Genomic DNA, 12274 nt, shown 5'->3' with positions numbered 1-12274 from the left:
CTCGGACGTGCGTGCCATGCCCGACCGCCGTCGCTTGAGGAGCGGCTGAGTGCACGCGTCCTGTCGACGGCCATCCGCGGGACGGCAGGGCCGTCGAGCGGTGTTGATGTTCCTGATGACTCCCACGCTCCCCGCCGCGTCGGCCGCCGGGTCGCTCGCCCCCTTCGCCCCCCTCCTGGACGGCCCGTCCGCCCCCGGCCTCCCCGCATCGGCGCCGGCCGCCGGTGCGGTCGAGGCGATCGAGGACTCGCTGCGCTCACCACGGCGGTGGCAGCCGAAGCAGGTGCTCGTGACGGCCTCCGCCGCCGACACCCCGCACGGGCGGGCGATCGTGGCGCGGTGCGAGGCCGCCGGCATCGACCGCATCGAGCTGCTGCGGGCCGACCGGCTGCCCCCGCTGCGCGGGGGCGACGAGCGCGCGACGTACGCGCTGGCGAAGGCCACGTTGGCCGTCGTGACCTCCGCCCCCTCGGCCCGGAGGCTCGCGCCCATCCCGCCGAGCGCCGACTGGCGCCTGGACCTGGCCGTCGGCTGCCCCGCGCACTGCCAGTACTGCTACCTGGCGGGCTCGCTGGCGGGGCCGCCCGCGACGCGGGTCTTCGCCGACCTGCCCGACGTGCTCTCGGCCATGGACACGCACGTCGGCCGCGGTGGCGTCACCTCCACCTCGCGCCACCGTGCCGGCGAGGGCACGACCTTCGAGGTGTCGTGCTACACCGACCCGCTCGGGATCGAGCACCTCACGGGGTCCCTCGCGGCGACGATCGCGCACGTCGGCACGCGCGACTGGCCGAGCCCCGTGGGCCTGCGGTTCACGACGAAGTTCGACGACGTGGCCCCTCTGCTGGACCTGCCGCACGCCGGGCGCACCCGGGTGCGGTTCAGCGTGAACTCCGCCGGGCCCGCCGGCGCGGAGCGGTTCGAGGGCGGCACGGCCCGTGTGCGCGAGCGGCTCGGCGCGCTGCGGCGGCTCGCGCTCGCGGGGTACCCGGTCGGCCTGACGATCGCCCCGGTCATCCTCGGACCGGGCTGGCAGGACGCGTACGGTGCGCTGCTCGACGACGTGGCGTCCGCCTTGCGCGACGTCCCCGACCCGGACCTGACCGCCGAGGTCATCACGCACCGGTTCACGCCGAAGAGCCGGGAGGTGCTGCTGGGCTGGTACCCACGGACGCAGCTCGAGATGGACCCCGCTCAGCGCGCCACGAAGCGCGGGAAGTACGCGAGCATCAAGCACGTGTACACCCCGCCCGTCATGGCCGAGGTGCGCGCCTGGTTCGAGCGTGAACTCGAGCGCCGGCTCCCGACGGCGCGGCTGCTCTACTTCACGTGAGACGTGCTCGGCGGGCGCGGCGGACAGCCGGGGCCGGGTAGCAGGGAGAGCCTCGGTCCGACCGGTCAGCGGTCATCACGTCCACCGAGTCCGGAGAGCAGACGAGCCGAGCCATGGGCGAACTCGGTGACGCCCTCGCAGGTGAGCATCGGCTCGCTGAGGGGCCGGTTGCAATGCACGCTCATAGCCGCAGGTCGGGCGTCGGCGTGCCGGCCTACGCACTCGTGCTCGCGCGACGGCCGTGGTGGCCGACCCGGCGGAGGCGCGCGGCGGGACGTGAGCACTCGGGTGTGCCAGGTGCCACGCTGGAGACGTGGTTGTCCGTCCCATGACCGTCGACGACGCCACAGGCGTCGCGCGGGTCAACGTCGCCTCCTGGCACGAGAGCTACAGCCACGTCGTGCGCCCTGAGGTGCTCGCCGCCATGGACGTCGAGCGCGCCGCGGCTGGCTTCGTGGCCATGCTCGGTGGCACCTCCGCGATCACACCCGTCGCGGCGGTGGTCGCCGAGAGCGCCGGCGAGCTCGTCGGCTTCGCCGTCGCCCGCCCCAGCCAGGACCAGCCTCCGGTGAGGGAGGTCGAGCTGTGGGCGATCTACGTCCTGGCCGCCGCGCACGGCACCGGTGCTGGCCAGGCTCTCCTGGACGCTGCTGTTCACGACGCCCCGGCCTCCGTGTGGGTGTGGCAGGACAACCCGCGAGCTCACGCCTTCTACGCCCGCAACGGCTTCGCCCCCGACGGTGCCCGCCGCGTGCACCAGCCGTGGGGTCCAGCACCGATCGTGCGTCTGGTGCGCTGACCGCGCGTCCGTCGGACGCGCGGTCGTGCTGCTGTCGGCTCTCACGACGCATCCTCAGGATGGCCACCACGTGGAGCTGTCACCCACGACCGCCGGACGGGCCGACGGCGATCAGGACCACGAACATCCCGACCACGACGACCGCGAGCACGGCGGTTGAGGCCACCGGGTGGCGCAGGAGCGCCCTCAGCGCCCGGTCGTGCCACGTGCGATCCCGCGGGTGGCGGCTCTCCTCGCGCCGCCAGCTCCCGTGCAACCGCCCGTTGCGGCGCAGCCACAGCTCGACCGGGATGGTCGCGTACGGGATCACAGCGCTCGTGACCGCGACGGCGGTCGTGCCGGCGCCCCAGCGTTGGTTCAAGGCGACGACGATCGTGCTGGTGACGAAGGCGAGGAACACGAGTCCGTGCACCGCGCCGCCGATGGTCACGGCGATGGCGAGTTCGAGTGTCCCGCGCAGCACGAGCCCGGCGAGCAGCAGCGTCCACGACACCGCCTCGGCGATCGCGACACCGCTGAACAGTGCGAGCGGGGTACGGGCCACGGTCCTCCTCGCGATCTGGTCCCTCGGCGGGGCGGGCACCATCGACGCCCGCACGCGTCCATCGTCCCGCAGCCACGTCACGGGTGCCCAGGGAGGCCGCCGACCGCGCGGCCATCAGTCGGGCGCGCACGCGTGGTGCGGACGTCCGGCTGCTCCCCCACGCGGCCTCCCTCCGCGCCGGGCCGACGCCCGTAGTCGGCCGACGGCCCGGTCGACCCGGCCGCGTACTCCTCCAGAGGCACGACCCCGTCGGCCCACGCCCGGAGCACGGGCTCGAACACCCGCCATGCCTCGACGGCCTCGGCGCCGGTCACCGAGGTCCGGCTCCCGCCGCCCAGCACGTCGGTGAGCACCGCCGCGTACGCGACCAGCTCGCCCGGCGCGTGCACCGCGCCGCCGGGGCTGTCGAGCTCCACCCACAGCGTGCGCGGCGTGGGCGTGCGGACCTCGGCGGGCAGCGGGACGTCGACGTCGTGCCGCAGGTGCACCAGCACGCCCTTGCGCGGCGCCCCCATCCCCTTGCCCGTCCGTAGCACGACCGGCACGCCCGTCCATCGCGGGGTCGCGACCTCGAGCGTGACCTCCGCCCAGGTCTCCGTCCCCCGCGCGGGGTCGACCCCGCTCACCGCGGCGTACCCCGGGACCGGCCGGCCCTGCGGCTCGGCCGCGTCGACGAGCACGCCGGCGCCGTACCGTGCCCGACGCGTGCGGTCGGCCATCTGCGGGGCATCCGGCTCGCGCACCGCCCGCAGCAACGCGAGCTTCGCGGCGTGCAGGGCCTCGTCGCCGTCCCCCTGCGGCGGCTCCATCAGCGCGAGCACGAGGACCTGCAGCAGGTGGTTCTGCATGACGTCGCGCACGGCGCCGGTCCCGTCGTAGAACGCGCCGCGCGTCTCCAGGCCGAGCGTCTCCTCCCACACGACCTCGATGCGCGCAACGTGCTCCGCGTCCCAGATCGGCGCGAGCGGGCCGCCGGGGGCGCGCAGCCGCACGAGCTCCTCCACCTGCGGCATCGCGAGGATGTGGTCCACGCGGAACCGCGACGCCTCGCCGTCACCCGCAGCCGCCGCGAGCAGGCGGTCGAGGGCGACGGCACCGGCGCGGTCGTCGCCGAACGGCTTCTCCACGGCGACCCGGCTGCCGGCCGGCAGCCCCACCGCGACCAACGACCTCAGCGCCGGCGGGAACGCGACGGCCGGCAGCGCGAGGTAGACCGCCACGGCGGGGTCGATCGGCGTGTCCTCGCCACGGACGCGGTCGACGAGCCGGGCCACCCCGTCCTCGTCGGACACGTCCACCTGCCCGTACCCGAGCCGGGCGACGAGGTCCTCGCGCGCCGCGTCGGCCAGGTCCCCCGCGTGGGCACGCAGGCGCGCGTCCACGTGCGCCTGGAACTCGGCCTCGGTCCAGCCCTGGTGCCCGCCCCCCACGACCCGCAGGTCCGCCGGGACCCCGCTGGCCGCGAGCAGCCGGGCCAGTGCGGGCAGCAGGAACCGCCCCGCGAGGTCCCCCGTCGCCCCCAGCACCACCAGCCGCCCGATCACACGCACCCCGTCGCCATGGCGCCACTGTCCCCCATCGAGCACCCGCCTTCACGTCCTGCCCCGCTCCGGCGCCCGACACCGGGCCCGGGCTCAGGAGAGGGTGACGACGACCTTGCCGCTCTCCCTCTCGGCGCGGGCGTGCGCCTCCACGATCGCGTCGAGCGGCAGGACGTGCTCGACGCGGGGGACATACAGCCCCCGTTCGCCGAGGTCAGCGGCCCGTCGGAGCAGGGCCGAGTCGTTGGCCGCGTCCACCTTGCGTGCGCCCAGCCGTGCAGCCCCCGCGGTGTCGATGACCGTGACGACGCGGTCCGGGTCGCCGACGATCGCGACCAGCTCCGCCAGCGACGGCGAGGGCGCCGCGTGGACGGCGGCGTCGACGCCTCCCGGGGCCAGCGCGGCGACCCGTTCGGCCAACCCGTCGCCGTAGGTCGTGGCGTCGACCCCCGACGCGACGAGGTGCGCGTGGTTCGCCGGTCGCGCGGTGCCGATGACCCGCGCACCCGCGGCGAGGGCGAGGGCGGCGACGGCGCCGCCGACCGCACCCGAGGCGCCCTCGACGAGCAGCGTCCGGCCCTCCAGCTCGCCGAGGGCGGCGACCGCGCGGGCCGCGGTCGCGGAGGCCAGCCCGGCGGCGGCCGCCTGCTCCGTCGTCCAGACGGAGGGGACCGCCGCCCAGGCGGTCAGCACCGCGCGGTCGGCTGTGGTGTCGCTGATCCCGCCCAGGCCGAACACCCGGTCCCCGACGCCGACGCCCTCGACGCCGTGGCCGACCTCGTCGACCACGCCGACGGCGTCCCGGCCGGGGACCGCCGGCAGCGGCAGGGGCAGCACCTGCGCCAGGCGGCCGGCCCGCAGCAGCACGTCGATGGGGTTGACGCTGACGGCGTGCACCGCGATGCGGACCGCGCCCGGCCCGGCGTGGGGCTCGGGCGCCTCCTCGACGACGAGCACGTCGGGCTCGCCGTAGCGGTGGTAGCGCGCTGCGCGCACGGGCATCTCCTCAAGTCGGCGCGGCGAGGGCCCGCCGCGGCCCGTCGACAGTAGACCGGGATCCGCGCCGGTACCGTGACGGGCGTGATCACGTGGCGGGCCGGGACGGTGGTGGGGACCGGGCGCGGCTGGCCCGGGGCGCAGGAGCTCGCGGTGGCGCTCGGCGAGTCGGACGGCGTGGCCGGGCCCGAGGGCACCGTCCGGGCCCTGGCCTACCCGGCGCTCGTCGGGCCGACGCCCGTCGGGGCGCGGGTCCTGCTCAACGTCACGGCGCTCGCCAAGGGACTGGGGACCGGCGGGTACGCGCTCGTCGTCGCCCGGACGGACGACGCCGTGCCGGACCCGGCCGCCGGGCCCGGGCACCTGGTCAAGGCGCGCTACACGCCGCTGCAGGCCACCGTGCTCGGGGTCGACGACCAGGAGTCGGAGCACCACGCCGCGCTCGCGGACGCCGACGACCTCGCCGGGATGCCGGTGGTCGTCGCGGACCTGCACTCGGCGCTGCCGGCGGTCGTCGCCGGGCTGCGACTGGGAGCTCGGCGGGCCGGGCGGCACGAGCCGCGCGTGGCCTACGTGATGACCGACGGCGGCGCGTTGCCGGCGTGGTTCTCCCGCACGGTCGCGGGCCTGCGGGAGGCGGGGTGGGTGGCGGCCAGCGTGACCGCCGGGCAGTCCTTCGGCGGCGACCTCGAGGCGGTCACCGTGCACACGGCCCTGCTCGCGGCGCAGGAGGTGGTCGGGGCGGACGTCGTCGTCGTCGCGCAGGGACCCGGCAACCTCGGGACCGGTACGCGATGGGGGTTCTCCGGCGTCGCGGCCGGGGAGGCGCTCAACGCCGCCGGGGTCCTGGGCGGGCGTCCCGTCGCCGCGCTGCGCGTGTCCGGTGCCGACGCGCGCGAGCGCCACCTCGGCGTCTCGCACCACTCGCTGACCGCCTACGGCCGGGTCGCGCTCGTCCCGTGCGACGTCGTCGTACCCGTGCTCGACGACGGGGCCGAGCACGCCCTGGCCGCGCTCGGGGCACGGGTCCGCGAGCAGGCGGGCCGCCTCGTGGCGCCGGCGGGCCGGCACCGCGCGGTGGAGGTGCCGGTCGGGGACGCCGAGCTCGCGGTGCTGCGCGAGGTGCCGGTCGGCCTGTCGACCATGGGCCGCGGGCTGGACGCGGACCCGGCGGCGTTCCTCGCCTCGGCCGCGGCCGGGCTGCACGCGGCCTCGCTCCTGCGCTGAGGCCCCGGTCAGTCGTCCCGCGCGGTGGCGGTGTGCCGGGCGACGAGGGTCGCCAGCCGGCGCGCCTCCGCGGTGGCCCGCTCGCCGTCGGCGCGCTGGATCCCCATGACGGCCAGGGTGTCGCCGTCGGCGAGGTCGAGCTGCACCCACGGCCGGCCCTGGCCGAAGCGCACCGAGACGACCTGCGCCCACGGCACCCGTGTGGTGATGACGAGGTTGCGCACGGTCACGCCCTCGTCGTCGGGCACGGCGCGCACGGAGGCCTGCCGCCAGCAGAACCAGACGATCGCCAGCCCGACGAGGGCGAACCCGACGCGGTCGGCGAGCGAGATCTCCAGCGTCCCGTCGCCCGGCGTGAGGAACGTCAGCGCGGCCGTCGCGACGAGCACGAGCACCGCCAGACCCGTCGCCACGTACCGCGCGAGCCACGGGCGGAACGGGGCGTGCAGCGCGTCGGGCGCCCGGCCTGTGCCGTCACCCGCCCGCTCCCCCGGCTCGCGCACCGGTCCTCAGACCCGGCAGGCGTGGATGGACGTGACGAGGATGGCGCGGGCGCCGATGTCGTACAGGGCGTCCATGATCCGGTTCGTCTCGCGGCGCGGGACCATCACGCGCACCGCGGCCCAGCCCCCGTCGTGCAGGGGCGAGACCGTCGGCGACTCGAACCCGGGCGTCACGGCGACGGCCGCGTCCACCAGGTCCTGCGGCACGTCGTAGTCCATGAGGACGTACTCGCGCGCGGTCAGGACGCCCTGGATGCGGCGCGTGAGGACGTCGAGCCCGGCCGGGACGCCGGCGCCCTCGTCGCCGCGGCGGACGAGGACGGCCTCCGAGCGCAGGATCGGGTCGGCGAACACCTCGAGGCCGGCGGCACGCAACGTGGACCCCGTCTCGACGACGTCCGCGATGACGTCCGCGACGCCGAGCCGGATGGCGGTCTCCACCGCACCGTCCAGGCGGACCACGCCCGCCGGGGTCACGCCCTGCTCGCGCAGGTGCGCGGCGACGAGGACGGGGTAGGACGTGGCCACGCGCCGGCCCTCGACGTCCTGCACGGACGTCGCCTGCCCGGCCGTCGTCGCGAACCGGAAGGTGGAGCGTGCGAACCCCAGCGGCAGGTGCTCGACCGCGGGCGAGCCGGAGTCCAGCAGGAGGTCGCGACCGGTGATGCCGGCGTCGACGGTGCCCGACCCCACGTACACCGCGATGTCGCGCGGGCGCAGGAAGAAGAACTCCACGTCGTTGTCGGGGTCGGGCAGGACGAGCTCGCGGCTGTCGCGGCGCTGGCGGTAGCCCGCCTCGCGGAGCAGCTCGACGGCGGGCTCGGAGAGCGAGCCCTTGTTCGGGACGGCGATCCTCAGCACGGGACTTCCTGGTCGTGGGGTGGTGCGGCGGGTGGTCCCGGCGGCGAGCGGTCGACCCGGCGCCGGAGGGTGGGTCAGAGGTGGGCGTAGACGTCGTCGAGCGTCAGCCCGCGCGCCAGCAGCAGGACCTGCAGGTGGTAGAGCAGCTGCGAGACCTCCTCGGCCGTGCGCTCCCCCGACTCGTGCTCGGCGGCCATCCAGACCTCGGCCGCCTCCTCGACGATCTTCTTGCCGATGGCGTGCACGCCGCGGTCCAGCTCGGCGACCGTGCCGGACCCCTCCGGCCGGGTCGCGGCCTTCTCGGCCAGCTCCGCGAACAGCTCCTCGAACGTCTTCACGCGGCGACTCTAGACGGGCGGGCGACGCGCCCTGACGCGGGGTGCTGGGCGTGGACGCCCACGCGCGCCCTGCCCGCGCCCTCCTCGCGCCCGGTCGGGCCGGCGGCCTCAGGCGGGACGGGGCGTGAGCTGCCGCAGCGCGACCGCCGTCGCCACCGCCGCCGTGGCGGCCTCGTGCCCCTTGTCCTCGTGCGAGCCCGGCAGGCCCGCGCGGGCGAGCGCCTGTGCCTCGATGTCGCAGGTCAGCACGCCGAACCCGACGGGCACCCGCGTCCGCACGGCGACGTCGGTCAGCCCGACGGTCGCGGCCTGGCAGACGTAGTCGAAGTGCGGGGTCCCGCCGCGGATGATGACGCCGAGCGCGACGATCGCGTCGAAGCCCTGCTCCGCCGCGTGCGACGCGGCCACGGACAGCTCGAACGAGCCGGGCACGCGCACGAGGGTCACGTCCGTCACGCCCGCCTCGTCGAGCGCGCGCTGCGCTCCCCCGACGAGGCCGTCCATGACGACGGTGTGCCAGCTCGAGGCGAGCACGGCGACGCGCAGCCCGCTCCCGTCGACGGTCAGGTCCGGTGCTCCCGCGCCGCTCATGCCAGCTCCTCCAGGGGGTCGATCGGGTGGTCGGTGGTGTCGGCACCGGGGTGGGTGGCGGCGGCGCGCACGGGCTCGACGTGCAGGGCCCCGCCGTCGGGCGCCAGGTCGTCGAGGTGCAGGAGGTGGCCCATCTGGTGGGCCTTCGTCGCCAGATAGGCCGCGTTCTGGGGCGTGCGACCGACCTCGAGGCCACGCACCTGCGCGACGTCCAGCCCGTGGGCGCGCAGCCCCGCCACCTTGGCGGGGTTGTTGGTCAGCAGCGTGAGCCGCGAGACGCCGAGGTCCGCCAGGATCGCGGCCGCCGCGCCGTACTCGCGCCGGTCGGCCGGGAAGCCGAGGTCGAGGTTCGCCTCGACGGTGTCGCGGCCCGCGTCCTGGAGGGCGTACGCCGCGACCTTGGCCAGCAGGCCGATGCCGCGGCCCTCGTGACCGCGCAGGTAGACGACCGCCCCGCCGTCTCGGGCGGCCAGCTCCAGCGCCGCCTGCAGCTGGGGGCCGCAGTCGCACCGGGCCGAGCCGAACGCGTCGCCGGTGAGGCACTCCGAGTGCACGCGCACGACCGGCTCGTCGGCCAGCCCGGTGACGGGCACGAGGGCGACGTGCTCGTCGCCCGTGCGCAGGTCGCGGTAGCCGTGGATGCGGAACTCCCCGTGCCGGGTGGGCAGCCAGGCGGTGTGCGTGGCGTGCACGCGCGGCTGCAGCGGACCCGGGCCCCCGAGGTCGGCCGTCGGCTCGTCGCCGTGCTCCCGGCGCCACCGCACGAGCGCCTCGATCGTCACGACGACGAGGCCCTCGCGCGCGGCCAGCCCGGTCGCGTCGCCCAGGCGCATCATCGACCCGTCGTCGTTGACCAGCTCGGCGATGGCACCGACGGGCTCCAGTCCCGCGAGGCGGCAGAGGTCGACGGCGGCCTCGGTGTGGCCGGGGCGGTGCAGGACGCCGCCGGGCACGGCGCGCAGCGGCAGGACGTGCCCGGGGCGGATGAGGTCGGCCGGGCCCGAGGCCCGGTCGGCGAGGACGTGCAGCGTGCGGGCCCGGTCCGCGGCGGAGATGCCGGTGCCGACACCCGTCGCCGCGTCCACCGTGACCGTGTAGGCCGTGCGGCGCGGGTCCTGGCTGTGCGGGACCATGAGCGGCAGGTCCAGGGCGTCCGCCCGTCCGGCGGTCATGGGCGCGCACAGGTAGCCCGACGAGTGCCGGATCGTCCAGGCGACCCAGTCGGTCGCGGCGGACTGCGCCGCCAGGACGACGTCGACCTCGTCCTCGCGGTCGTGCGAGTCGGCGACGAGGACGGGCCGGCCCGCCCGCAGCGCCTCCAGCGCCTCCTCGACCGTGCCGAGCTGCCGGTCGGGCCCGCTGGTCGGTCCGGTGGTGGGCTCGGTGGTGGGCTCGGTGGTGGGCTCGGTGGTGGGCTCGGTGGTGGGCTCGGTGACGTGCTCCGTGCGGGCGCTCACCGCAGCGCCCCCGTCGCGGCCAGCAGCCGCTCCACGTACTTGGCCAGGGCGTCGACCTCGAGGTTGACGGCGTCCCCCGGCGCGAGCCCGCCCAGCGTCGTGCCGGCGAGCGTCGTCGGGATGAGCGAGACGCCGAAGGCGTCGTCGCGCACGTGGGTGACGGTGAGGCTGACCCCCGAGACGGCGATGGAGCCCTTCTCGGCGACGTACCGGGACAGGCCGTCCGGCAGGCCGATCTCGACCTCGTCCCAGCGCGGTCCGGGCGTGCGCGACAGGATGCGGCCCACGCCGTCGACGTGGCCCTGCACGACGTGCCCGCCGTACCGGCCCCCGGCGGCCAGGGCCCGCTCGAGGTTGACGGGCGCGCCGGGCGTGAGCCCGCCCAGCGCGCTGCGCCGCAGCGTCTCGGGCATGACGTCGGCGACGAAGGTGCCGTCGCCCGGCAGCTCCGTGACGGTCAGGCACACCCCCGACACGGCGATGGAGTCGCCGAGGTGGGCGTCGGAGACGACGAGCGGGCCGTGCACGCGCAGGCGGGCGTCGGGCTCGGCGGTGCCCGTCGTCGTGCCCGTCGTCGTGCCCGCCGTGCGTGCGTCTGCGTCGGCGCCCGGGTGCTCGAGGGCGACGACGCGGCCGACCTCCTCGATGATGCCGGTGAACATCAGACCTCCTGGGTGGTGCGGGACGAGGGGGCGCCGGACGCGTCCGGCGCTCGCGCGGGTGCGGGTGCCGGTGCGGCTGCGCGCGGCACGGCCACGACGAGGACGTCGGACCCGAGCGGGCGCACGCTCACCGGCTCGAGGCGTAACGCGTCGGCGATCGTGGTGATGCCCACGTCGGCGAGCGCCTGCCGACCGGCGCCCAGCAGGACGGGGGCGACGTAGGCCTGCACCTCGTCGACGACGCCCGCGACGAGGAACGCGGCGGCGAGCGTCGGTCCCCCCTCGACGAGGACGTGCGTGACGCCGCGGGCCGCCAGCGCGTCGAGGACCGCGTGCGGGTCGTGGGTGCGCAGGTGCACGAGCTCGCCGCCCGGGCCGCGCAGGCGCGCGTCGGCCGGTACCTCCCGGTGCCCGACGACCACGCGCAGCGGCTGGGCGCGGTGCAGGGTCCCGTCGGCGCTGCGGGCGGTCAGCGACGGGTCGTCGGTGAGCGCCGTGCCCGTCCCGACGACCACCGCGCCGACGCGTCCACGCAGCTCGTGGGCGTGGGCCCGCGCGACGTCGGAGGTGATCCAGCGGCTCGTGCCGTCGGCCGCCGCGACGCGGCCGTCGAGCGTGGTGGCGAGCTTGAGGGTGACGACGGGCCGCTGGCGCGCCGTGCCCGGCCACCAGTCGCCCAGCACGGCGACGCCCTCGTCGTGCAGCACGTCCCCGACGACGTCCACGCCGGCCGCGCGCAGGCGCGCCGCGCCGCCGGCCGCGACGGGGTTCGGGTCGCTCACCGCGAAGACGACCCGGCCGATCCCGGCGGTCAGCAGGGCGAGGGAGCAGGGGCCCGTGCGCCCGGTGTGGTCGCAGGGCTCGAGGGAGACGACGGCGGTGGCGCCGCGGACGTCGGCCCCGCGCGCGGCGGCGTCGGCCAGCGCGGCGACCTCGGCGTGCGCGGTCCCGGCGCCCTCGTGCCGCCCCTCCCCCAGCGTCCTGCCGTCGGGGGCCAGCAGCACGCATCCGACCTGCGGGTTCGGCCCGCCGGCGGGGCCGCCGCGCGCCAGGGCGAAGGCGCGGCGCATCGCGACCAGCTCGGCGGGCTGCACGAGCCGCTCGGGTGCGGGCACCACGGGCAGGGCGCCCGTGCGCGGCGCGCCGGCGCCGGTCGTGCCGGACCCGGCCTCACTGGCGGTCATGCGTCCCGCTCCCCTCGCCTCGAGTGGGCTCCGGGGACGGCCGCGGGCAGGGTGCACGCAGCCACGGCACCCGGGACCCAGGGGTCCCGCGCACCGCCACGGCTCCTCCCATCCGGACTCTCACCGTCGGTCCTGGAGTTCCACCAGGTCAACCGCCCGGTCACGAGGACCGTGCGGGTCGCGGACTGTCACCGCCGGCTCGGACTTGCACCGACCCCGGAGCACGTGTGCTTGACCG

General features: G+C 76.6%; 13 protein-coding genes and 1 riboswitch. Of the genes, 3 read left to right on the top strand and 10 right to left on the bottom strand.

The features are described from left to right. Positions 1-115 precede the first annotated feature (115 nt). Together AC2TDM_RS08665 and AC2TDM_RS08660 are read left to right on the top strand one after the other, a co-directional pair. Entirely contained in the window at positions 116-1333 is a 1218-nt protein-coding gene (locus AC2TDM_RS08665; RefSeq protein WP_484634397.1) for a spore photoproduct lyase family protein, read from the top strand. 313 nt (positions 1334-1646) lie between these two features. Continuing rightward, positions 1647-2132, top strand: a complete 486-nt coding sequence (locus tag AC2TDM_RS08660; protein WP_484634396.1) for a GNAT family N-acetyltransferase — start codon at positions 1647-1649, stop codon at positions 2130-2132. A 79-nt stretch (positions 2133-2211) separates the two neighbouring features. Here AC2TDM_RS08660 and AC2TDM_RS08655 read toward each other — a convergent pair whose 3' ends face one another. The 3 genes from AC2TDM_RS08655 to AC2TDM_RS08645 all read right to left on the bottom strand — a co-directional run bounded on the left by AC2TDM_RS08655 (position 2212) and on the right by AC2TDM_RS08645 (position 5213). Beyond that, complete coding sequence (locus AC2TDM_RS08655) at positions 2212-2676, bottom strand: DUF3817 domain-containing protein (protein ID WP_090030918.1); 465 nt, start codon at positions 2674-2676, stop codon at positions 2212-2214. A gap of 77 nt (positions 2677-2753) precedes the next feature. Beyond that, entirely contained in the window at positions 2754-4220 is a 1467-nt protein-coding gene (locus tag AC2TDM_RS08650) for a hypothetical protein (RefSeq protein WP_090030917.1), read from the bottom strand. Between the two features lie 90 nt (positions 4221-4310). Further along, positions 4311-5213, bottom strand: coding sequence for an alcohol dehydrogenase catalytic domain-containing protein (locus AC2TDM_RS08645; RefSeq protein WP_090031003.1), 903 nt, complete (start codon positions 5211-5213; stop codon positions 4311-4313). A gap of 84 nt (positions 5214-5297) precedes the next feature. Between AC2TDM_RS08645 and AC2TDM_RS08640 the strand changes: the two genes are divergently transcribed. Beyond that, positions 5298-6440 (top strand): DUF3866 family protein, encoded by a 1143-nt coding sequence (locus tag AC2TDM_RS08640; RefSeq protein ID WP_090031002.1) that lies wholly within the window; start codon positions 5298-5300, stop codon positions 6438-6440. Positions 6441-6448: 8 nt separating this feature from the next. Here the strand turns inward: AC2TDM_RS08640 and AC2TDM_RS08635 are convergent, their stop codons facing one another. The 7 genes from AC2TDM_RS08635 to ribD form a co-directional block, all read right to left on the bottom strand. Then, positions 6449-6943: a PH domain-containing protein gene (locus AC2TDM_RS08635; RefSeq protein ID WP_239078828.1), complete on the bottom strand. Its 495-nt coding sequence runs from the start codon at positions 6941-6943 to the stop codon at positions 6449-6451. Between the two features lie 6 nt (positions 6944-6949). Further along, a complete protein-coding gene (gene hisG, locus AC2TDM_RS08630) occupies positions 6950-7804 on the bottom strand; it encodes an ATP phosphoribosyltransferase (protein WP_090030916.1) in 855 nt (284 codons plus the stop codon). Positions 7805-7878: 74 nt separating this feature from the next. Beyond that, positions 7879-8142 (bottom strand): phosphoribosyl-ATP diphosphatase, encoded by a 264-nt coding sequence (locus tag AC2TDM_RS08625; protein WP_090030915.1) that lies wholly within the window; start codon positions 8140-8142, stop codon positions 7879-7881. A gap of 108 nt (positions 8143-8250) precedes the next feature. After that, positions 8251-8733: a 6,7-dimethyl-8-ribityllumazine synthase gene (gene ribH / locus AC2TDM_RS08620; RefSeq protein WP_484634395.1), complete on the bottom strand. Its 483-nt coding sequence runs from the start codon at positions 8731-8733 to the stop codon at positions 8251-8253. Next, complete coding sequence (ribA, locus tag AC2TDM_RS08615; protein ID WP_484636422.1) at positions 8730-10055, bottom strand: GTP cyclohydrolase II; 1326 nt, start codon at positions 10053-10055, stop codon at positions 8730-8732. The genes ribH and ribA overlap by 4 nt, the downstream gene beginning before the upstream one ends. A 131-nt stretch (positions 10056-10186) precedes the next feature. Further along, a complete protein-coding gene (locus AC2TDM_RS08610; protein WP_090030913.1) occupies positions 10187-10852 on the bottom strand; it encodes a riboflavin synthase in 666 nt (221 codons plus the stop codon). Further along, positions 10852-11922: a bifunctional diaminohydroxyphosphoribosylaminopyrimidine deaminase/5-amino-6-(5-phosphoribosylamino)uracil reductase RibD gene (ribD, locus tag AC2TDM_RS08605; protein WP_090030999.1), complete on the bottom strand. Its 1071-nt coding sequence runs from the start codon at positions 11920-11922 to the stop codon at positions 10852-10854. Before ribD ends, AC2TDM_RS08610 begins: the two co-directional genes overlap by 1 nt. 210 nt (positions 11923-12132) lie before the next feature. Beyond that, a riboswitch (FMN riboswitch) is annotated at positions 12133-12265 on the bottom strand. Between the last annotated feature and the right edge of the window lie 9 nt (positions 12266-12274).

This window comes from Cellulomonas sp. plas2 (assembly GCF_057221735.1).
This window is presented reverse-complemented; position numbering and strand designations above follow the sequence as displayed.

What these genes read in the sequence shown, in the direction of transcription:
- AC2TDM_RS08665 (WP_484634397.1), top strand. Translation starts at nt 116, where the DNA reads ATGACTCCCACGCTCCCCGCCGCGTCGGCCGCCGGGTCGCTCGCCCCC.
- ribH (WP_484634395.1), bottom strand. Translation starts at nt 8,733, where the DNA reads ATGAGCGGCGCGGGAGCACCGGACCTGACCGTCGACGGGAGCGGGCTG.
- AC2TDM_RS08610 (WP_090030913.1), bottom strand. Translation starts at nt 10,852, where the DNA reads ATGTTCACCGGCATCATCGAGGAGGTCGGCCGCGTCGTCGCCCTCGAG.
- ribD (WP_090030999.1), bottom strand. Translation starts at nt 11,922, where the DNA reads ATGCGCCGCGCCTTCGCCCTGGCGCGCGGCGGCCCCGCCGGCGGGCCG.